Annotated in this window: 24 protein-coding genes and 3 pseudogenes; 21 read left to right on the top strand and 6 right to left on the bottom strand. The window is 46.4% G+C overall.

Annotated elements, in window-relative coordinates:
• Positions 1 to 11 precede the first annotated feature (11 nt).
• The gene (locus BQ9856_RS25285) at positions 12 to 641 is read right to left on the bottom strand and encodes a hypothetical protein (protein ID WP_235839218.1); all 630 of its coding nucleotides are present in this window, start codon (positions 639 to 641) and stop codon (positions 12 to 14) included.
• Between BQ9856_RS25285 and BQ9856_RS25280 the strand changes: the two genes are divergently transcribed.
• The 3 genes and pseudogenes from BQ9856_RS25280 to BQ9856_RS14410 form a co-directional block, all read left to right on the top strand.
• Entirely contained in the window at positions 619 to 834 is a 216-nt protein-coding gene (locus BQ9856_RS25280; RefSeq protein WP_235839217.1) for a spore coat associated protein CotJA, read from the top strand. The genes BQ9856_RS25285 and BQ9856_RS25280 overlap by 23 nt on opposite strands.
• Entirely contained in the window at positions 834 to 1100 is a 267-nt protein-coding gene (locus tag BQ9856_RS14415) for a spore coat protein CotJB (protein ID WP_077611644.1), read from the top strand. The genes BQ9856_RS25280 and BQ9856_RS14415 overlap by 1 nt, the downstream gene beginning before the upstream one ends.
• Positions 1100 to 1195 (top strand): annotated as a pseudogene (locus BQ9856_RS14410) (manganese catalase family protein); the annotation flags it as partial. The gene BQ9856_RS14415 and the pseudogene BQ9856_RS14410, both read left to right, overlap by 1 nt.
• 53 nt (positions 1196 to 1248) lie before the next feature.
• On the opposite strand, the gene BQ9856_RS14405 reads toward BQ9856_RS14410, so the two are convergent.
• Entirely contained in the window at positions 1249 to 2703 is a 1455-nt protein-coding gene (locus tag BQ9856_RS14405) for a recombinase family protein (protein ID WP_077611642.1), read from the bottom strand.
• 93 nt (positions 2704 to 2796) lie between these two features.
• Between BQ9856_RS14405 and BQ9856_RS24905 the strand changes: the two genes are divergently transcribed.
• The 5 genes and pseudogenes from BQ9856_RS24905 to BQ9856_RS14385 form a co-directional block, all read left to right on the top strand.
• Positions 2797 to 2973 (top strand): hypothetical protein, encoded by a 177-nt coding sequence (locus BQ9856_RS24905; protein ID WP_200801315.1) that lies wholly within the window; start codon positions 2797 to 2799, stop codon positions 2971 to 2973.
• A 53-nt stretch (positions 2974 to 3026) separates the two neighbouring features.
• Positions 3027 to 3374: a hypothetical protein gene (locus tag BQ9856_RS14400; protein ID WP_077611641.1), complete on the top strand. Its 348-nt coding sequence runs from the start codon at positions 3027 to 3029 to the stop codon at positions 3372 to 3374.
• A gap of 125 nt (positions 3375 to 3499) precedes the next feature.
• The gene (locus BQ9856_RS25475) at positions 3500 to 3616 is read left to right on the top strand and encodes a spore coat associated protein CotJA (RefSeq protein ID WP_077611645.1); all 117 of its coding nucleotides are present in this window, start codon (positions 3500 to 3502) and stop codon (positions 3614 to 3616) included.
• Positions 3616 to 3882 carry a spore coat protein CotJB gene (locus tag BQ9856_RS14390; RefSeq protein WP_077611644.1) on the top strand — a complete coding sequence of 89 codons (267 nt, stop codon included), beginning with the start codon at positions 3616 to 3618 and terminating at the stop codon, positions 3880 to 3882. Before BQ9856_RS25475 ends, BQ9856_RS14390 begins: the two co-directional genes overlap by 1 nt.
• Positions 3882 to 3977 (top strand): annotated as a pseudogene (locus BQ9856_RS14385) (manganese catalase family protein); the annotation flags it as partial. The gene BQ9856_RS14390 and the pseudogene BQ9856_RS14385, both read left to right, overlap by 1 nt.
• 53 nt (positions 3978 to 4030) lie before the next feature.
• Here BQ9856_RS14385 and BQ9856_RS14380 read toward each other — a convergent pair.
• Positions 4031 to 5485: a recombinase family protein gene (locus tag BQ9856_RS14380; RefSeq protein WP_077611642.1), complete on the bottom strand. Its 1455-nt coding sequence runs from the start codon at positions 5483 to 5485 to the stop codon at positions 4031 to 4033.
• A 93-nt stretch (positions 5486 to 5578) separates the two neighbouring features.
• Here BQ9856_RS14380 and BQ9856_RS24900 point away from each other — a divergent pair, with 93 nt between their 5' ends.
• The gene (locus BQ9856_RS24900; RefSeq protein WP_200801315.1) at positions 5579 to 5755 is read left to right on the top strand and encodes a hypothetical protein; all 177 of its coding nucleotides are present in this window, start codon (positions 5579 to 5581) and stop codon (positions 5753 to 5755) included.
• Between the two features lie 53 nt (positions 5756 to 5808).
• On the top strand, positions 5809 to 6156 hold the full coding sequence (locus BQ9856_RS14375; protein WP_077611641.1) for a hypothetical protein: 348 nt from the start codon (positions 5809 to 5811) through the stop codon (positions 6154 to 6156).
• A gap of 43 nt (positions 6157 to 6199) precedes the next feature.
• On the opposite strand, the gene BQ9856_RS14370 is transcribed toward BQ9856_RS14375, so the two are convergent.
• Positions 6200 to 6889, bottom strand: coding sequence for a DUF3298 and DUF4163 domain-containing protein (locus BQ9856_RS14370; protein WP_077611640.1), 690 nt, complete (start codon positions 6887 to 6889; stop codon positions 6200 to 6202).
• Between the two features lie 132 nt (positions 6890 to 7021).
• Here BQ9856_RS14370 and BQ9856_RS24585 point away from each other — a divergent pair, with 132 nt between their 5' ends.
• Positions 7022 to 7183 carry a hypothetical protein gene (locus BQ9856_RS24585; protein WP_159442002.1) on the top strand — a complete coding sequence of 54 codons (162 nt, stop codon included), beginning with the start codon at positions 7022 to 7024 and terminating at the stop codon, positions 7181 to 7183.
• A 96-nt stretch (positions 7184 to 7279) separates the two neighbouring features.
• Here BQ9856_RS24585 and BQ9856_RS14360 read toward each other — a convergent pair whose 3' ends face one another.
• On the bottom strand, positions 7280 to 8734 hold the full coding sequence (locus tag BQ9856_RS14360; protein ID WP_077611642.1) for a recombinase family protein: 1455 nt from the start codon (positions 8732 to 8734) through the stop codon (positions 7280 to 7282).
• Between the two features lie 93 nt (positions 8735 to 8827).
• Between BQ9856_RS14360 and BQ9856_RS24895 the strand changes: the two genes are divergently transcribed.
• Positions 8828 to 9004, top strand: a complete 177-nt coding sequence (locus tag BQ9856_RS24895; RefSeq protein ID WP_200801315.1) for a hypothetical protein — start codon at positions 8828 to 8830, stop codon at positions 9002 to 9004.
• A 53-nt stretch (positions 9005 to 9057) separates the two neighbouring features.
• The gene (locus tag BQ9856_RS14355; RefSeq protein WP_077611641.1) at positions 9058 to 9405 is read left to right on the top strand and encodes a hypothetical protein; all 348 of its coding nucleotides are present in this window, start codon (positions 9058 to 9060) and stop codon (positions 9403 to 9405) included.
• Positions 9406 to 9448: 43 nt separating this feature from the next.
• Here BQ9856_RS14355 and BQ9856_RS14350 read toward each other — a convergent pair whose 3' ends face one another.
• Positions 9449 to 10138, bottom strand: a complete 690-nt coding sequence (locus tag BQ9856_RS14350) for a DUF3298 and DUF4163 domain-containing protein (protein ID WP_077611640.1) — start codon at positions 10136 to 10138, stop codon at positions 9449 to 9451.
• Positions 10139 to 10270: 132 nt separating this feature from the next.
• On the opposite strand from BQ9856_RS14350, the gene BQ9856_RS24580 reads away from it, so the two are divergent.
• The 8 genes and pseudogenes from BQ9856_RS24580 to BQ9856_RS14310 all read left to right on the top strand — a co-directional run bounded on the left by BQ9856_RS24580 (position 10271) and on the right by BQ9856_RS14310 (position 19004).
• On the top strand, positions 10271 to 10432 hold the full coding sequence (locus BQ9856_RS24580; protein ID WP_159442002.1) for a hypothetical protein: 162 nt from the start codon (positions 10271 to 10273) through the stop codon (positions 10430 to 10432).
• Positions 10433 to 10466: 34 nt separating this feature from the next.
• A pseudogene (locus BQ9856_RS14340) lies at positions 10467 to 10988 on the top strand (manganese catalase family protein); the annotation flags it as partial.
• A 155-nt stretch (positions 10989 to 11143) separates the two neighbouring features.
• The gene (locus BQ9856_RS14335; protein WP_077611637.1) at positions 11144 to 13099 is read left to right on the top strand and encodes a cell division protein FtsA; all 1956 of its coding nucleotides are present in this window, start codon (positions 11144 to 11146) and stop codon (positions 13097 to 13099) included.
• Between the two features lie 22 nt (positions 13100 to 13121).
• The gene (locus BQ9856_RS14330; protein ID WP_077611636.1) at positions 13122 to 15194 is read left to right on the top strand and encodes a ribonucleoside triphosphate reductase; all 2073 of its coding nucleotides are present in this window, start codon (positions 13122 to 13124) and stop codon (positions 15192 to 15194) included.
• 323 nt (positions 15195 to 15517) lie between these two features.
• A complete protein-coding gene (locus BQ9856_RS14325) occupies positions 15518 to 16330 on the top strand; it encodes a gluconate 5-dehydrogenase (protein ID WP_077611635.1) in 813 nt (270 codons plus the stop codon).
• Between the two features lie 157 nt (positions 16331 to 16487).
• Positions 16488 to 17189 carry a GntR family transcriptional regulator gene (locus BQ9856_RS14320; protein ID WP_077611634.1) on the top strand — a complete coding sequence of 234 codons (702 nt, stop codon included), beginning with the start codon at positions 16488 to 16490 and terminating at the stop codon, positions 17187 to 17189.
• A gap of 2 nt (positions 17190 to 17191) precedes the next feature.
• Positions 17192 to 17989, top strand: coding sequence for a DUF7402 domain-containing protein (locus BQ9856_RS14315; RefSeq protein WP_077611633.1), 798 nt, complete (start codon positions 17192 to 17194; stop codon positions 17987 to 17989).
• Positions 17990 to 18071: 82 nt separating this feature from the next.
• Positions 18072 to 19004 (top strand): type I phosphomannose isomerase catalytic subunit, encoded by a 933-nt coding sequence (locus BQ9856_RS14310; protein ID WP_077611632.1) that lies wholly within the window; start codon positions 18072 to 18074, stop codon positions 19002 to 19004.
• Positions 19005 to 19016 lie beyond the last annotated feature (12 nt).

Genomic DNA, 19016 nt, shown 5'->3' with positions numbered 1-19016 from the left:
CCTATGGAGTGTTATACAAAACAAAGGTGTCCTGAGTACCTGGCCGGTACCGGTACATCCGGCTGGGAACCTGCCATGGGGCTGGATATGTCTGCGAGCCCCGGTACGGTGATTCGTCCCGATATGCCGCTTGGTTCCGGTCCGGCTAAGAATGAGGGTATGTCAGTTGAACCTATGTCCATGAAATACCCGGAGATGCCAATGGGCCCCTGCCCCTGGATGCCGCCTAAAAAGACGGCGGGTTCAGATACAAAGGAGTGTCCGGAAAAGCGTATGGGGACATTACCTGACAGTGATAGAGATATGACAACATTTCCAAAACCCATGAGGTGTCCTGCGATGCCCAGGGAATCCGCTCCCATGTCTATGAGACGCCCCGCAATGCCAAAAGAATCATTTCCAATGAGATGCCCCACAATGCCATCAGAATCATTCCCAATGAAATGCCCCACAATGCCAACAGAGTCATTTCCGATGAAATGCCCCACAATGCCAATAGAATCATTTCCAATGAAATGCCCCGCAAGGGCAAAGAAATCAATGCCTGAGAAGTGTCCGGAAAGAAAGAAGGAAGAAGTTCCTATGAGGCGTCCGGATATGTCAATGAGGCCAGGCCGGATGAAACGGCCGGAAATGCCCATGGGCTTTGCACCAGCCAAATGCCCCAGGACTGCACCGTCTGCCTCTTATGAAAATATTGACAAATTTCCGGTTGCAATGGCCTATGTGCCATGGCAGCGATGGCAGCAGGTCTATCCTGTTGAAACTGCCTTAGGCAGGGGAACCATTTTCCCTGATCTGGATAAACCATTTATTATGGAGGGGTGCCGGTGATGAAAGATTCGAATATTAATTGTGATGTTTTGCTGCAGCAGGTGTATGTATACAGCTTTGCCATGGATGATGTGGCTTTGTTTCTTGATACCCATCCGGATAATCGGGAAGCCCTGGACTATTTCTTTTACGTATCAGATCTGCGGGAGCAGGCGATGGAGGCCTATGAGGAACAGTGCGGTCCTCTGATGGTTGAAGGTGTAATGGATGAAAATTACTGGACCTGGATCAATGATCCATGGCCATGGGAAGGAGTGTGCGGCTAATGTGGAGATATGAAAAGAGATTACAGTATCCGGTCAATATTACCACTCCAAATCCCAAGGCTGCTTCATTTATTATGAGTCAGTATGGTGGGCCTTACTGCAAAAACAGATAACCGGATGGGAGGTCGGTAAACGCCCTTCCGTTTGATTATATTGGGATATAGTAGAAGAATTTGAGCTTGTTTTCCTGTTTGTCATAGACAATTTTTTTCACAATGCTCCTTAGGGCGTTTCCCTTGGCTTCGCAGCTCATACCCGGATCGGAAATGATGTCATAGGCATTTTTTATCCTGGTCATCAGCTCGGTTTTATCAAGAGCTTTGTCGCGGGTCCTGCCCTCCAGAAGATTTTGTAACCGGTTTTCCAGACTGTTTTGCTCGCTTTTAAGTCGTTCCCTGTTAGTCCGGTATTCTTCCAGGGTATCGATCCCATTTTCATACGCAGCCCTTACACGCTGTTTCTTAGCCATAAGTTTTGTTATGGCATTTTGGATATTTTCTTCTTCGGCCTGGCTGTCAGTGGAATTTCGCACATATTCATATCTGATTTCTTCGGTAGCAAGCGCTTTGTAAAGTGATTCCAGGATAAGCTCTTCCACCCGTTTAACCGTGATGCTGCAGGATTCATCATGAAATCCTTTGGTGTACCGCCAACACTGGAAATAGCAGGGGCGGCGGTCTGTGTCCGCAGTTTTATTAAAGCTCAGGCTTGCGCCGCAGTATCCGCATTTTAAGAGGCCGGAGGCCCAGTGCATGCAGCTGGATGCCTCCCGCCGGTTTCGGGGCCTGTATTCTCTCTTAAGACGGTTCTGGTTTTCATCAAAGATTGAGGCTACAGAATCCCGGATCTCATGGGAGCCCTGAAAGGATATGTCTTTCCAGGTCACGATCCCGTTGTAGAACCGGTTCTTTAATATGCGCTCGATGGCCCGGCGGTCAAAGGGATTTCCTCTCCTGGTGAGAAATCCCAGTTCATTGGCGCTTCTTGCGATGGAGGATACATCCATGCCGTCATGATAGGATTTATGTATGTATTCCACTATTTTATATTCTTCTTCGTTGATCAGATACGGCTTTCCTTCCCCGACTGCATTGTAACCCAGGCAGGGGGGGGCCTGATAACCTTCACGCAGGGCCTTTTCCGTCATGCCCCGGGTGACCTCCCCGGATAAGTTGATGGAATAATATTCATCGAACCACTCGATAATGCTTTCAATAAGACGGCCGAACATGCCTTCCATTATAGGCTCTGAAACGCTTTTGATGGTGACTCCGCACTTTTTCCGAAGTATGCCTTTGTAGAACATGCTCTCTTCCTGATTGCGGGCGAAGCGGGAGAATTTCCAGAGATAGAGGTACTGAAAGGGAGAGGGCTGGGACTTTGCGACGGATATCATCTTTTGAAACTGCTTTCGATTGTCCGCACGGCGGCCGCTGACGCCTTTTTCTTCAATGAAAATAAACTGTTCGGGAATAAAAATGCCGTCGGCCATGGCTGCCTTTTTGATTTCTCTAAGCTGGGCGTCCGGTGATAACTCGGTCTGGTCGTTTGTGCTTACGCGGATGTATGCGGCTCCGATCTCCAGTGTGCTGTTTTTTATCATATCACATCACTTCTTTCCGGGCTTTAGGTAGGAAATATCAGGAAACAAGTACAATCTGTGTCACATACATTTTACAGGGGAGGAGATGGAAATATGAACAAAAAGCCAATTATTGAAAATTACATTGAAATTAACGGCAAAGATGTTCTTATGGATTCTCTGCCTGAGGAAAAACGCAGGGAAATCTCGGTTATCATTCAGGACAGGATGATGGAATCGATTGGATTTAAACGGGTATCCTCAGAATATGGGGAGGAGGAATTGACATAATAAAGGGCAGGCAGAAGCTTTTACCGCACAGACTGATACGAGGAGGGAAAAACGTGAAAAGAACAGTGGTATTTGATTTTGACGGAGTGATCCACAGCTATGTCAGCGGCTGGAAGGGAGTTGAGGTCATACCGGACGAGCCGGTGGAAGGAATCAAAGAGGCCATAAGAGAAATACGAAAAGCAGGATATTATGTGACGGTCGTATCTTCCAGGGCGGCACAGGCAGAAGGAGCGGAGGCGATCCGGAAGTATCTTGATAAGTATGGCATTCAAGTAGATCTGGTATCTTCTGTTAAGCTTCCGGCCATCTGTTACATTGACGACCGTGCCATTTGTTTTGATGGAGATGCTTCATCCTTGCTGGCGAAGATACGGTCATTTAAGCCATGGAATAAATAATGCCGTAAAAACTGGCCGGAGTCTGGGATTCCGGCCGAAAATCTTAAGTTGCAGTCTGAGAGGGANAATGCCCCAGGACTGCACCGTCTGCCTCTTATGAAAATATTGACAAATTTCCGGTTGCAATGGCCTATGTGCCATGGCAGCGATGGCAGCAGGTCTATCCTGTTGAAACTGCCTTAGGCAGGGGAACCATTTTCCCTGATCTGGATAAACCATTTATTATGGAGGGGTGCCGGTGATGAAAGATTCGAATATTAATTGTGATGTTTTGCTGCAGCAGGTGTATGTATACAGCTTTGCCATGGATGATGTGGCTTTGTTTCTTGATACCCATCCGGATAATCGGGAAGCCCTGGACTATTTCTTTTACGTATCAGATCTGCGGGAGCAGGCGATGGAGGCCTATGAGGAACAGTGCGGTCCTCTGATGGTTGAAGGTGTAATGGATGAAAATTACTGGACCTGGATCAATGATCCATGGCCATGGGAAGGAGTGTGCGGCTAATGTGGAGATATGAAAAGAGATTACAGTATCCGGTCAATATTACCACTCCAAATCCCAAGGCTGCTTCATTTATTATGAGTCAGTATGGTGGGCCTTACTGCAAAAACAGATAACCGGATGGGAGGTCGGTAAACGCCCTTCCGTTTGATTATATTGGGATATAGTAGAAGAATTTGAGCTTGTTTTCCTGTTTGTCATAGACAATTTTTTTCACAATGCTCCTTAGGGCGTTTCCCTTGGCTTCGCAGCTCATACCCGGATCGGAAATGATGTCATAGGCATTTTTTATCCTGGTCATCAGCTCGGTTTTATCAAGAGCTTTGTCGCGGGTCCTGCCCTCCAGAAGATTTTGTAACCGGTTTTCCAGACTGTTTTGCTCGCTTTTAAGTCGTTCCCTGTTAGTCCGGTATTCTTCCAGGGTATCGATCCCATTTTCATACGCAGCCCTTACACGCTGTTTCTTAGCCATAAGTTTTGTTATGGCATTTTGGATATTTTCTTCTTCGGCCTGGCTGTCAGTGGAATTTCGCACATATTCATATCTGATTTCTTCGGTAGCAAGCGCTTTGTAAAGTGATTCCAGGATAAGCTCTTCCACCCGTTTAACCGTGATGCTGCAGGATTCATCATGAAATCCTTTGGTGTACCGCCAACACTGGAAATAGCAGGGGCGGCGGTCTGTGTCCGCAGTTTTATTAAAGCTCAGGCTTGCGCCGCAGTATCCGCATTTTAAGAGGCCGGAGGCCCAGTGCATGCAGCTGGATGCCTCCCGCCGGTTTCGGGGCCTGTATTCTCTCTTAAGACGGTTCTGGTTTTCATCAAAGATTGAGGCTACAGAATCCCGGATCTCATGGGAGCCCTGAAAGGATATGTCTTTCCAGGTCACGATCCCGTTGTAGAACCGGTTCTTTAATATGCGCTCGATGGCCCGGCGGTCAAAGGGATTTCCTCTCCTGGTGAGAAATCCCAGTTCATTGGCGCTTCTTGCGATGGAGGATACATCCATGCCGTCATGATAGGATTTATGTATGTATTCCACTATTTTATATTCTTCTTCGTTGATCAGATACGGCTTTCCTTCCCCGACTGCATTGTAACCCAGGCAGGGGGGGGCCTGATAACCTTCACGCAGGGCCTTTTCCGTCATGCCCCGGGTGACCTCCCCGGATAAGTTGATGGAATAATATTCATCGAACCACTCGATAATGCTTTCAATAAGACGGCCGAACATGCCTTCCATTATAGGCTCTGAAACGCTTTTGATGGTGACTCCGCACTTTTTCCGAAGTATGCCTTTGTAGAACATGCTCTCTTCCTGATTGCGGGCGAAGCGGGAGAATTTCCAGAGATAGAGGTACTGAAAGGGAGAGGGCTGGGACTTTGCGACGGATATCATCTTTTGAAACTGCTTTCGATTGTCCGCACGGCGGCCGCTGACGCCTTTTTCTTCAATGAAAATAAACTGTTCGGGAATAAAAATGCCGTCGGCCATGGCTGCCTTTTTGATTTCTCTAAGCTGGGCGTCCGGTGATAACTCGGTCTGGTCGTTTGTGCTTACGCGGATGTATGCGGCTCCGATCTCCAGTGTGCTGTTTTTTATCATATCACATCACTTCTTTCCGGGCTTTAGGTAGGAAATATCAGGAAACAAGTACAATCTGTGTCACATACATTTTACAGGGGAGGAGATGGAAATATGAACAAAAAGCCAATTATTGAAAATTACATTGAAATTAACGGCAAAGATGTTCTTATGGATTCTCTGCCTGAGGAAAAACGCAGGGAAATCTCGGTTATCATTCAGGACAGGATGATGGAATCGATTGGATTTAAACGGGTATCCTCAGAATATGGGGAGGAGGAATTGACATAATAAAGGGCAGGCAGAAGCTTTTACCGCACAGACTGATACGAGGAGGGAAAAACGTGAAAAGAACAGTGGTATTTGATTTTGACGGAGTGATCCACAGCTATGTCAGCGGCTGGAAGGGAGTTGAGGTCATACCGGACGAGCCGGTGGAAGGAATCAAAGAGGCCATAAGAGAAATACGAAAAGCAGGATATTATGTGACGGTCGTATCTTCCAGGGCGGCACAGGCAGAAGGAGCGGAGGCGATCCGGAAGTATCTTGATAAGTATGGCATTCAAGTAGATCTGGTATCTTCTGTTAAGCTTCCGGCCATCTGTTACATTGACGACCGTGCCATTTGTTTTGATGGAGATGCTTCATCCTTGCTGGCGAAGATACGGTCATTTAAGCCATGGAATAAATAATGCCGTAAAAACTGGCCGGAGTCTGGGATTCCGGCCGAAAATCTTAAGTTGCAGTCTGAGAGGGATAGCAGATGACGGAACCGGGAGGGCAGCTTACAAAAGGGATGAAAAATTCCGGGATGCCGCTCGCGTATGGCGCGATGTCATATTGCTGATAATAGATGACAATGCCATCCGGCTTTAAATAAAAACCGTTTATGTTAAAATTGCCGCGCAGGAGAGCTGCATAGTCGTCAAAATATGAGGAAGGAGAGGTTTTTAACTGCTCTGCGATCTGCTGTTCAATATTTTTAAAGATGACTTCTGTAAATTGGGGGTTGTTGGGAAAAAAGTCGCTTAGTTTTAACTGATTGCCGGTATTAAAATCCCATGTTTGGGATTCCCGGACTGTACTCCCATGAGCCCCTCCCAGAAAACTGTACTGTTCTATATAGAGACTGGCGATGCAGAGATTATTGTAGGTAATCCGATAGTCTGATATGAATTCAAAGCTGTGAAATGGGAACTGGTTTTTTTGTACATACCTTGCCTGTTCTGCAGCCTGGGGGTAGAGTTCATTGCGGCAGTAGAGCTCCGCACTTTTTGCATGAAAGGCATAGAAGCTGTTGATGCTCTTCGCTGCATCCTGGCTGCAGGTTGTAGTGAATTCCGGGTAATGGATTGTATAGGTCAGGACAGGGATATCATTATATCGCATGATATCCGTCAGTGTATTTTGGGAGATTGTCTGCATGGGGCCTCACAAAAAGTACCATTTTTATAATATATGGGAGAATTCTGCCAAATATGTAAGGGCAGTCGGGAGTTGATGAAAGTCCACATAATTTTTTCCTCATTGGAACATACTAATCCGGAGGTGATAAACATGGAGAAAAATGAAAAAAATAAAAAGAGCGGCAAACCAGAAGAAGATTCAGATAAAAAACCGGAGACCTTTCATAATCACTGGGAAACAGGCAAGTTTCTGGGGCCAAATACTTTAAGATACGAAGAAAACATAAAAATTTACGAAGAAGAGAATGAATGATGGCTTTATTGAAGATCATAGGTTTTTGAACTAAGGAGGGCCTTACTGCAAAAACAGATAACCGGATGGGAGGTCGGTAAACGCCCTTCCGTTTGATTATATTGGGATATAGTAGAAGAATTTGAGCTTGTTTTCCTGTTTGTCATAGACAATTTTTTTCACAATGCTCCTTAGGGCGTTTCCCTTGGCTTCGCAGCTCATACCCGGATCGGAAATGATGTCATAGGCATTTTTTATCCTGGTCATCAGCTCGGTTTTATCAAGAGCTTTGTCGCGGGTCCTGCCCTCCAGAAGATTTTGTAACCGGTTTTCCAGACTGTTTTGCTCGCTTTTAAGTCGTTCCCTGTTAGTCCGGTATTCTTCCAGGGTATCGATCCCATTTTCATACGCAGCCCTTACACGCTGTTTCTTAGCCATAAGTTTTGTTATGGCATTTTGGATATTTTCTTCTTCGGCCTGGCTGTCAGTGGAATTTCGCACATATTCATATCTGATTTCTTCGGTAGCAAGCGCTTTGTAAAGTGATTCCAGGATAAGCTCTTCCACCCGTTTAACCGTGATGCTGCAGGATTCATCATGAAATCCTTTGGTGTACCGCCAACACTGGAAATAGCAGGGGCGGCGGTCTGTGTCCGCAGTTTTATTAAAGCTCAGGCTTGCGCCGCAGTATCCGCATTTTAAGAGGCCGGAGGCCCAGTGCATGCAGCTGGATGCCTCCCGCCGGTTTCGGGGCCTGTATTCTCTCTTAAGACGGTTCTGGTTTTCATCAAAGATTGAGGCTACAGAATCCCGGATCTCATGGGAGCCCTGAAAGGATATGTCTTTCCAGGTCACGATCCCGTTGTAGAACCGGTTCTTTAATATGCGCTCGATGGCCCGGCGGTCAAAGGGATTTCCTCTCCTGGTGAGAAATCCCAGTTCATTGGCGCTTCTTGCGATGGAGGATACATCCATGCCGTCATGATAGGATTTATGTATGTATTCCACTATTTTATATTCTTCTTCGTTGATCAGATACGGCTTTCCTTCCCCGACTGCATTGTAACCCAGGCAGGGGGGGGCCTGATAACCTTCACGCAGGGCCTTTTCCGTCATGCCCCGGGTGACCTCCCCGGATAAGTTGATGGAATAATATTCATCGAACCACTCGATAATGCTTTCAATAAGACGGCCGAACATGCCTTCCATTATAGGCTCTGAAACGCTTTTGATGGTGACTCCGCACTTTTTCCGAAGTATGCCTTTGTAGAACATGCTCTCTTCCTGATTGCGGGCGAAGCGGGAGAATTTCCAGAGATAGAGGTACTGAAAGGGAGAGGGCTGGGACTTTGCGACGGATATCATCTTTTGAAACTGCTTTCGATTGTCCGCACGGCGGCCGCTGACGCCTTTTTCTTCAATGAAAATAAACTGTTCGGGAATAAAAATGCCGTCGGCCATGGCTGCCTTTTTGATTTCTCTAAGCTGGGCGTCCGGTGATAACTCGGTCTGGTCGTTTGTGCTTACGCGGATGTATGCGGCTCCGATCTCCAGTGTGCTGTTTTTTATCATATCACATCACTTCTTTCCGGGCTTTAGGTAGGAAATATCAGGAAACAAGTACAATCTGTGTCACATACATTTTACAGGGGAGGAGATGGAAATATGAACAAAAAGCCAATTATTGAAAATTACATTGAAATTAACGGCAAAGATGTTCTTATGGATTCTCTGCCTGAGGAAAAACGCAGGGAAATCTCGGTTATCATTCAGGACAGGATGATGGAATCGATTGGATTTAAACGGGTATCCTCAGAATATGGGGAGGAGGAATTGACATAATAAAGGGCAGGCAGAAGCTTTTACCGCACAGACTGATACGAGGAGGGAAAAACGTGAAAAGAACAGTGGTATTTGATTTTGACGGAGTGATCCACAGCTATGTCAGCGGCTGGAAGGGAGTTGAGGTCATACCGGACGAGCCGGTGGAAGGAATCAAAGAGGCCATAAGAGAAATACGAAAAGCAGGATATTATGTGACGGTCGTATCTTCCAGGGCGGCACAGGCAGAAGGAGCGGAGGCGATCCGGAAGTATCTTGATAAGTATGGCATTCAAGTAGATCTGGTATCTTCTGTTAAGCTTCCGGCCATCTGTTACATTGACGACCGTGCCATTTGTTTTGATGGAGATGCTTCATCCTTGCTGGCGAAGATACGGTCATTTAAGCCATGGAATAAATAATGCCGTAAAAACTGGCCGGAGTCTGGGATTCCGGCCGAAAATCTTAAGTTGCAGTCTGAGAGGGATAGCAGATGACGGAACCGGGAGGGCAGCTTACAAAAGGGATGAAAAATTCCGGGATGCCGCTCGCGTATGGCGCGATGTCATATTGCTGATAATAGATGACAATGCCATCCGGCTTTAAATAAAAACCGTTTATGTTAAAATTGCCGCGCAGGAGAGCTGCATAGTCGTCAAAATATGAGGAAGGAGAGGTTTTTAACTGCTCTGCGATCTGCTGTTCAATATTTTTAAAGATGACTTCTGTAAATTGGGGGTTGTTGGGAAAAAAGTCGCTTAGTTTTAACTGATTGCCGGTATTAAAATCCCATGTTTGGGATTCCCGGACTGTACTCCCATGAGCCCCTCCCAGAAAACTGTACTGTTCTATATAGAGACTGGCGATGCAGAGATTATTGTAGGTAATCCGATAGTCTGATATGAATTCAAAGCTGTGAAATGGGAACTGGTTTTTTTGTACATACCTTGCCTGTTCTGCAGCCTGGGGGTAGAGTTCATTGCGGCAGTAGAGCTCCGCACTTTTTGCATGAAAGGCATAGAAGCTGTTGATGCTCTTCGCTGCATCCTGGCTGCAGGTTGTAGTGAATTCCGGGTAATGGATTGTATAGGTCAGGACAGGGATATCATTATATCGCATGATATCCGTCAGTGTATTTTGGGAGATTGTCTGCATGGGGCCTCACAAAAAGTACCATTTTTATAATATATGGGAGAATTCTGCCAAATATGTAAGGGCAGTCGGGAGTTGATGAAAGTCCACATAATTTTTTCCTCATTGGAACATACTAATCCGGAGGTGATAAACATGGAGAAAAATGAAAAAAATAAAAAGAGCGGCAAACCAGAAGAAGATTCAGATAAAAAACCGGAGACCTTTCATAATCACTGGGAAACAGGCAAGTTTCTGGGGCCAAATACTTTAAGATACGAAGAAAACATAAAAATTTACGAAGAAGAGAATGAATGATGGCTTTATTGAAGATCATAGGTTTTTGAACTAAGGAGGGCCAGATGGAGAAATGGGAGCATCCATGCGTTATCTCTCCCAGCGCTATGCTATGCCTTATAAGGAGTGTAAGGGACTTTTAACAGATATTGGAACAGAGGAGCTGGCCCATCTTGAGATCGTAGCAACCATTGTTCACCAGCTGACCAGGAACTTGACACCGGAGCAGATCGTAGAATCAGGATTTGGCCCGTATTATATCGACCATACCACCGGCATCTGGCCTCAGTCAGCAGGAGGAGTTCCGTTTAATGCCAATCAATTCCAGTCCAAGGGAGATCCAATTACCGATTTGGTGGAGGATATGGCAGCAGAGCAAAAGGCCAGGAGTACTTACGACAACATTTTACGTGTTATAACCGATCCTGAGATTTGTGATCCGATTCGTTACTTGAGAGAACGGGAAATCGTTCATTTCCAGAGATTTGGGGAGGCATTGAGAATTACCCAGGATAATCTGGACAGCAAGAATTTCTACGCCTTTAATCCCAGCTTTGACATCAAGAATGAATGCTGACAAAAATATGCTGCAACATGAAATATCGTGTTGCGGCATATTTTTATGTGCCTTAATGCGCGTTTTTTCCGCAAAAGTTTCCTTTATTCGATTGACGGAGACTGTTTATACTAGTAGAATAATAGGTAAATATACAAGAGAATGGGGCATTATTTATGGATAAAAGAAATAGCATTTTGACAGATACTCTTCCGGAACAGGCTATTTTCGCGCTGGATATTGGAACCCGCAGCATCATCGGCATGGTGGGGATGCCGGATGGGGACAGAATTCATATCGTTGCCATAGAGAGAGCCGAGCATACAAAAAGGGCGATGATCGACGGCCAGATCGAGGACATCGACCAGGTGGCTAAGATTGCAGGCCAGGTCAAGGACAAGCTGGAGAAGAAGCTGGGATGCAGACTTAATAAGGTCTGTGTGGCGGCGGCGGGAAGAGCTCTGCGTACAGAAAGCGTGACCTATGAAATGGAGCTTTCCAGAGCTCAGAAGATTGATGCGGAATCGGTCAGCCGTCTGGAAGCCGGAGCGATCAGTGAAGCGGAAAAGGTATTTATGAATAAAGAAGGAAGGGAATCAGACCGGCAGTTCTATCTGGTCGGTTATACGGTAAGCCGCTATTACCTGGATAATTATATGATATCCAACTTAATAGACCATCATGGCCGGGTCTTAAAGGCGGATATCATCGCAACCTTCCTTCCGACGGAGGTGGTAGAAAGCCTTTATGCAGCCATGACCAAAATCGATCTGGAGGTTGCCAGCCTTACTCTGGAGCCTATTGCGGCCATCAATGCGGCAATCCCTCAGAATATCCGTTTATTAAATCTGGCCATGGTAGACATTGGGGCAGGTACTTCCGATATTGCGGTCTGCCGGGATGGAAGCGTGACCGGTTATACCATGGCGATTCTGGCAGGTGACGAGATTACCGAGACCATCATGAAAGAGTATCTGGTTGATTTCGATACGGCAGAGAAAATCAAATCAGAGATTGATGAAGCAGAGGAACTTCATTTTACAGATATCCTTGGATTTGAGCAGACGATTACACGGGAAGCAATTTTTGAGAGCATCAAGGAGGCTTCCTCCAGGCTTTGTGAGGAGATTTCCGCGAAAATCCAGGAGGTAAACGGCGGAATGCCGTCGGCGGTCTTCCTGGCAGGGGGAGGAAGCAGGCTCTCCGGCTTAAAAGAGGGGATTGTAGAGCATCTGAAAATTGATCCCAAACGGGTTGCTATTGCCGGTAATAATTTTAAGATCAATGCTTATTCGGATGAATACGACCTGGAGAATCCGGAATATGCCACTCCCCTTGGAATAGTCATATCCGCAGGATTCAACATCGTAAGTGACAGCTTCCGTGTCATTTTAAATGACAGGCCGGCGAAGCTCTTCCGAAACGGAAGCTTTACCGTAATGGATGTTCTGATGATGAACGGCTACAATTACCAGGACATGATCGGGCGGTCCGGCCAGAATCTGGTGGTGAGCGTAAATGGAAAAAGGACCGTTTTTTATGGAGAGAAAGCAGAACCTTCTGTCCTTAAGCTGAATGGAGAGGATGCGCAGCTTTCTGATTCTGTAAATGCGGAAGATTGGATCGTGTTCATTCCTGCCAGCCATGGAAAGAGCGCTGCGGCTATGCTTTCCGACGTGACGGAGACCGGGAAGGATAAAAGTGTGCTGGTAAACGGCGAAGAGGTGAAGGAAGATGTGCCTTTAAAGTCCGGTGACAGCATTGTTACCGGGAGCTTACCGGTCGAAACCCGGGAAACTCTGCTGCAGGATGGGGAGGAAGACTTAACGGTGAAAACAGGATCAGGAGTCCGGACCGCACCTGCAGAGATGGCTTCGGTGAACATAAACTTAGGCTCTGTACATACGAATCCTGAGAAGGATACAATTACCTTTTATCTGAATGATAATCCTCTGACCCTTTCTGTAAAACCGGATAACCAGCCTTATTATCTGATGGACATGCTGGAATATTCCGGCCTGGATTTCAAGAACCTGACCGGTCAGGTGGTTTTAGAAGTAAATGGAGAAAGCGGATATTTTCAGCAGGAATTACACAGCAGGGACCGGATCATGATTTACCAGGTAAAATAGTGTTTGAAGGAGAATAATCGGAATGTTGAAGGTGATAAAAAGGGATGGTGCGGTAGCAGGCTTTGATTTATCCAAAATAGCGGATGCTATGAAAAAGGCATTTACAGCAACGGGAAAATATTATACGGATGGGATCGTGGATCTGCTGGCTTTCCGGGTGACTTCCGATTTTAAGGATAAGGTGAAGGAAGACCGGATCGCTGTGGAGGATATCCAGGACAGTGTGGAAAAAGTGCTGGAAGAGACCGGGTATACCGATGTGGCAAAAGCATATATGCTGTACCGGAAACAGAGAGAGAAGATCAGGAATCTGGGAACTACAACCCTTGATTATAAGGATGTAGTAGACAATTATGTGAAGGTAGAGGACTGGCATGTGAAGGAGAATTCCACGGTGACCTATTCCGTGGGAGGTCTGATCCTCAACAATTCCGGAGCGGTGACTGCGAATTACTGGCTTTCTGAAATTTACGATAAGGAAATTGCCGATGCCTATCATCAGGGCGAGATCCATATCCATGATCTGTCCATGCTTACCGGATACAGCTGCGGCTGGTCTTTAAAAAGGCTTTTGCTGGACGGGCTTGGAGGAATCGCAGGAAAGATTACGGCTTCCCCTGCAAAGCATCTTGCCACGCTGTGCAACCAAATGGTTAATTTTCTCGGGATCATGCAGAATGAATGGGCGGCTTCCCAGTCCTTCTCCTCCTTTGATACCTATCTGGCAGCGTTTGTCAGAGCCGACGGCCTTTCCTATGAAAAGGTAAAGAAATGCATGGAGGCTTTTGTATTTGGAGTGAATACGCCCAGCCGCTGGGGGACCCAGGCTCCCTTTTCCCATATTTCCCTGGATTTAACGGTACCGGAGGATATGAAGGATGAAAAGGCCATCGTTGGCGGTAAGTTTATGGACTTTACCTATGGGGACTGCCAGAATGAAATGGATATGATAAACCGCGCGTTTCTGGAGACCATGCTGGCCGGAGATGCGGGGGGTATGGGATTCCAGTATCCGATCCCGGTTTATGGGCTGTCAAAGGAATTTGACTGGTCGGACTCAGAGAATAACCGGCTTTTGTTTTCCCTGGCTTCTCATTACGGAACGCCGTATTTTTCCAATTATATCAGGGGCGGACAGCTGCCTGGTGATGTGAGAATCTCTTATCAGGGAGTGACGCCGGATCTTACAGGGCTGCGGAAAAAAGCGGGCGGATTTTTCGGATACGGAGAGAACACCGGCTCCATTGGCGTGGTCACCATAAATCTTCCAAGAATCAGTTACTTATCTGCAGATGAAGCGGATTTTTATAAGCGTCTGGACCGGGTAACGGATATTGCGGCCAGGTCTTTGAAGATCAAGCGGGATATCATTACCAGGCTGTTAAAGAAAGGGCTTTATCCTTATACGGCATGTTATTTAGAGAGCTTTGAGAATCATTTTTCCTCCGTTAGCGTTATTGGAATGAACGAGGCGGGCTGGAACGCTCCCTGGCTGAAGGCCGGAATGGAGTCTGAAAAAACCCGGAATTTTGCGTTGGACGTGTTGAACCACTTAAAAAAGAGGCTGATCGGCTATCAGCTGGAATACGGAGACCTATACTGCCTGGAGGCGGCTCCGGCGGAATCGGCTGCTTACCGTCTGGCAATGATCGATAGAAAAGAGTTTCCAAAGATCCGGACAGCGGGAAAGGCGGGGGATGTCCCTTACTATACGAACAGCACCTGGCTGCCGGCTGATTTTGAAGGAACGCTTGCAAGAGCTCTTATAAACCAGGAAATGGTCCAGCCGCTTTATACGGCAGGTACCGTATTTTCCATCTGTATGGAACGGGAAGAGGCTGATTGGAAAAGGGTCCGGGATTCCCTGCGAAGGATAACAGAAGGGTATGATATTCCCTATCTGACCTTTACGCCTTTGTATTCCATCTGCCAGACCTGCGGCTACCTTTCCGGAAGGGAAGAAACCTGCCCGAAATGCGGGAAGCCGGCAGATGTTTACAGCAGGATCGCAGGATATTACCGTCCGGTCCATGATTGGAATGAAGGAAAAGCACAGGAATTCAAGAACCGGAAAATGATGGATCTGGAGGAATAGTGCGGACGAAGGCCACACACAATTGAATGGCGGACTGCGGAAGAAATTATGGTCCCGGTTTCCCTTGCGGAAGCCGGGGCTTTTGTGTAGAAAATTATAAAAATTCTTACCGGCTGGATAATCAGGCTTTATTTGGAAAATAATAACTAAATAAGATATATATTGTTTGGTAAATATTTATATTGAAAAAAGATATACAATATGCTAGCATATATACAAGCCATTGAGTTTGTATACAAATTTCGGCATTTGGATACATTCGGAAATGTGGTAATGACGAGATAGCTGACCGCTAAAAAATCAAGTAAAGGAGAAATTGAATCATGAATAAGGATTACTTAGCAAACCAGTTTTCCCTTGATGGAAAAGTTGCATTAGTCACCGGTGCTTCCTATGGTATTGGATTTGCCATTGCAAAAGGTCTTGCAGCAGCAGGTGCAATCATTGTTTTTAACGATATCAAACAGGAATTAGTCGATAAGGGAATTGCTGCCTACAAGGAAGAGGGAATTAAAGCCCATGGTTACGTATGTGACGTTACGAGCGAAGAAGGCGTTAACGCTATGGTAGCTCAGATTGAAAAGGAAGTCGGCGTCATTGACATCCTGGTCAACAATGCGGGTATTATCAAACGTATTCCTATGTGCGACATGACCGCGGAACAGTTCAGACAGGTCATTGATGTTGACTTAAACGCTCCATTTATCGTAGCTAAGGCAGTTATTCCGTCTATGATCAAGAAGGGTCACGGAAAGATCATCAACATCTGCTCCATGATGTCCGAGCTTGGCCGTGAGACCGTATCCGCATATGCAGCAGCTAAGGGCGGACTTAAGATGTTAACCAAGAACATCGCGTCTGAGTACGGTGAGTTCAACATCCAGTGTAACGGCATTGGACCTGGTTACATTGCTACCCCGCAGACCGCACCGCTCCGTGAGACTCAGCCGGATGGATCCAGACATCCATTTGACCAGTTCATCATTGCCAAGACTCCGGCAGGACGTTGGGGAGAAGCAGAGGATTTAGCAGGCCCGGCCGTGTTCCTTTCTTCTGACGCTTCCAACTTTGTCAACGGACATATTCTGTACGTAGACGGCGGCATTTTAGCTTACATTGGCAAACAGCCACAGTAATTACCGGATTTAAGGTTGAAACCTAAACGGAAAAATATGGCCATGATGTCTGCTTTCAGGGCGGAGGTCATGGCATATTTTTTAACCGGATCAAGTAGCGAAGCGGATTGTGAATATCCGCTTGACCATGTCTGATATAGAGGACGGAGAGGGTTCAATGGAAGGAAAAACCAAAACCTATAAAAACCGTGGCGAACTGGTGTTTGAAACTTTAAAGCAGGAGATTCTGGACCTGGAATTAAAGCCCGGACAGATCATAAGCGAAAACGAAATCTGTGAGCGGTTCGGCGTATCCCGGACCCCTGTCAGGGAAGCGGTCAGAAGGCTGCAGGAGCAGGGGTTTGTCAGATCGGTGCCATATTCCGGTACACAGGTAACGCTTTTGAATCTGGATAATATTAAACAGATGATTTACATGCGCGTTGCAGTGGAAACCATGGTCATGCGTGATTTTATGGATATGGCAACGCCTCTTTGGATGGAGGAAGTGCGGTATATGATCCGCAAGCAGCAGGCTCTGATCCAGGAAAAAGGGTTTGAGCCGGAGCAGTTTTACCGCATTGATGCGGAAATGCACGCCATTTGGTATCGGGCTACCGGTAAAAGGAAGCTCTGGGATATGATACAGGCCCAGCAGCTGCATTATACCAGATTCCGCATGCTTGATTTTGTAACCGAAACAGACTTTACGAGAATCATCAGGGAACACACAGAGCTTTTTGAACTGCTGGAGAAAAAGGACATCAAAGGCCTGGAACGGTCCCTCAGGGAACATCTGTATTATAGCATGAAGAGAATGAAGTACCAGATAGAAGTAGAGTATAAAGACTATTTTGAACAGGAAGAACAGGAGGATTGATCATGGCGAATGTATCAATTGCTGTAAAGGACCGGGATGGCGGAGTGAAGGCATCCGCATGCGGAGAGAATCAGGCAATCCTCGTATTGGAAGGCGAATACGAAGAAGGGGATACCATTGCATTTGGAACGGATAAAACAGATGCTCATTATGTGATGCGTATTGATGACTGCATGGATGAGTCATTTGTCTATGTAACAAAGCCGGAAGTGGTTTATTCCATCCCATTTGGGGAGAAAAAGGTTTCCTATAATCCCAAAGCCTTTACCGGAAAACGGCATTATCTGACCATGCGGGAAGCCTTTGCTCATGAGAAATCCGCTTACCGGAACATTGGAAAGAACGTCATGGACCAGCATGGGGATACAGGTTGTTTCCCCCATGCCTCTGCCAATGTGGAAACCAGGGGGGAAGCGGTGTTTGCGGCGCGCAATGCCATTGATGGCGTTCTGTCCAATGAATCCCATGGCGAATGGCCTTATGAATCCTGGGGAATCAACCGCCGGGATGATGCGGAAATGACCCTTGATTTCGGCCGTCCCGTGGATTTTGATAAGATTGTTCTGTACACACGTGCAGATTTTCCTCATGATAACTGGTGGGTAAAGGCTTCCTTTACTTTTTCAGACGGAACCGCAGAGACTGTGGAAATGGAAAAGAGCGTAAAGCCTCATATCTTCTCCGTGGAAAGGAAGAATATCACCTGGGTGAAATTAACCAATCTGGTAAAAGCAGATGATCCTTCCCCATTCCCTGCGCTTACCCAGATTGAGGTATACGGAAAAGATTCAAAAATATAATAGAAATACCTCTTTTCCTTTTCCCTATATTCAGGTAAAATAAGGGCAGTGAGCATAAATCGCCACATAAGGAGGAAAACAGATGGAACTTTTGTTTCTTGAGCCTGTATTTAAGGAGGCCATCTGGGGAGGCACCAGGCTTCGGGAGGTATTCGGATATGGGATACCAAGTGATATCACCGGAGAATGCTGGGCAATCAGCGCCCATAAGAACGGAGAATGCAAAATTGCGGGAGGCATGTATGACGGAAGGCTGCTTGGCAGCCTGTGGAAGGAAAAGCCGGAGCTGTTTGGCAATTATCCCGGAAACCAGTTCCCGCTTTTGGTTAAGATTATTGATGCAAAAAATGATTTAAGCATCCAGGTTCATCCGGATGACTGCTATGCAAAGCTCCATGAGAACGGTTCTCTTGGAAAGACAGAATGCTGGTATATTCTGGATTGTGAGCCGGGGACGGAAATTGTAATCGGCCATCATGCCAAAGACCGGGAAGAGATGGAATCCATGATACGAAATCATCAGTGGAAGGAATTTATCCGGACCGTTCCCATTAAAAAAGGAGATTTTTTTCAGATCGATCCTGGCTGCGTCCATGCCATCAAGGGCGGAACCCTGATTTTAGAGACCCAGCAGAGCAGCGATATCACATACCGTGTATATGATTATGACCGCTTATCCGATGGAAAACCAAGACAGCTTCATGTGGAGCAGAGCATTGAAACCATAAGGGCTCCCTTTAGGGAAGATAAGACCATCCCGGGGACTGAAAAGGTGCCGGGTGCAGTCCATACCCATCTGGTGACCTGCCAGTTCTATTCTGTGGATAAATATGATATAGAAGGCGTGTTTACGAAGGAATTTAAGAAATATTTTACGAATATCAGCGTAATAAGCGGAAAAGGGTCGGTAAACGGAATTCCTTTGGAAGCCGGGCAGCATTTTATTGTACCGGCAAAAAGCGGGGAGTGCAGATTAGAAGGAAAGATGTCTGTTATCTGTTCCAATCCGGAATAAGGCAGGAGGAAA

It is taken from the genome of Clostridium sp. Marseille-P2415, assembly GCF_900155545.1.
GTDB lineage: Bacteria > Bacillota > Clostridia > Lachnospirales > Lachnospiraceae > Lacrimispora.
This window is presented reverse-complemented; position numbering and strand designations above follow the sequence as displayed.

Coding starts and splice junctions, on each gene's coding strand:
- BQ9856_RS25280 (WP_235839217.1), top strand. CDS start 619: ATGAAACGGCCGGAAATGCCCATGGGCTTTGCACCAGCCAAATGCCCC.
- BQ9856_RS25285 (WP_235839218.1), bottom strand. CDS start 641: ATGGGCATTTCCGGCCGTTTCATCCGGCCTGGCCTCATTGACATATCC.
- BQ9856_RS14415 (WP_077611644.1), top strand. CDS start 834: ATGAAAGATTCGAATATTAATTGTGATGTTTTGCTGCAGCAGGTGTAT.
- BQ9856_RS14405 (WP_077611642.1), bottom strand. CDS start 2,703: ATGATAAAAAACAGCACACTGGAGATCGGAGCCGCATACATCCGCGTA.
- BQ9856_RS24905 (WP_200801315.1), top strand. CDS start 2,797: ATGAACAAAAAGCCAATTATTGAAAATTACATTGAAATTAACGGCAAA.
- BQ9856_RS25475 (WP_077611645.1), top strand. CDS start 3,500: ATGGCCTATGTGCCATGGCAGCGATGGCAGCAGGTCTATCCTGTTGAA.
- BQ9856_RS14390 (WP_077611644.1), top strand. CDS start 3,616: ATGAAAGATTCGAATATTAATTGTGATGTTTTGCTGCAGCAGGTGTAT.
- BQ9856_RS14380 (WP_077611642.1), bottom strand. CDS start 5,485: ATGATAAAAAACAGCACACTGGAGATCGGAGCCGCATACATCCGCGTA.
- BQ9856_RS24900 (WP_200801315.1), top strand. CDS start 5,579: ATGAACAAAAAGCCAATTATTGAAAATTACATTGAAATTAACGGCAAA.
- BQ9856_RS14370 (WP_077611640.1), bottom strand. CDS start 6,889: ATGCAGACAATCTCCCAAAATACACTGACGGATATCATGCGATATAAT.
- BQ9856_RS24585 (WP_159442002.1), top strand. CDS start 7,022: ATGGAGAAAAATGAAAAAAATAAAAAGAGCGGCAAACCAGAAGAAGAT.
- BQ9856_RS14360 (WP_077611642.1), bottom strand. CDS start 8,734: ATGATAAAAAACAGCACACTGGAGATCGGAGCCGCATACATCCGCGTA.
- BQ9856_RS24895 (WP_200801315.1), top strand. CDS start 8,828: ATGAACAAAAAGCCAATTATTGAAAATTACATTGAAATTAACGGCAAA.
- BQ9856_RS14350 (WP_077611640.1), bottom strand. CDS start 10,138: ATGCAGACAATCTCCCAAAATACACTGACGGATATCATGCGATATAAT.
- BQ9856_RS24580 (WP_159442002.1), top strand. CDS start 10,271: ATGGAGAAAAATGAAAAAAATAAAAAGAGCGGCAAACCAGAAGAAGAT.
- BQ9856_RS14335 (WP_077611637.1), top strand. CDS start 11,144: ATGGATAAAAGAAATAGCATTTTGACAGATACTCTTCCGGAACAGGCT.
- BQ9856_RS14330 (WP_077611636.1), top strand. CDS start 13,122: ATGTTGAAGGTGATAAAAAGGGATGGTGCGGTAGCAGGCTTTGATTTA.
- BQ9856_RS14325 (WP_077611635.1), top strand. CDS start 15,518: ATGAATAAGGATTACTTAGCAAACCAGTTTTCCCTTGATGGAAAAGTT.
- BQ9856_RS14320 (WP_077611634.1), top strand. CDS start 16,488: ATGGAAGGAAAAACCAAAACCTATAAAAACCGTGGCGAACTGGTGTTT.
- BQ9856_RS14315 (WP_077611633.1), top strand. CDS start 17,192: ATGGCGAATGTATCAATTGCTGTAAAGGACCGGGATGGCGGAGTGAAG.
- BQ9856_RS14310 (WP_077611632.1), top strand. CDS start 18,072: ATGGAACTTTTGTTTCTTGAGCCTGTATTTAAGGAGGCCATCTGGGGA.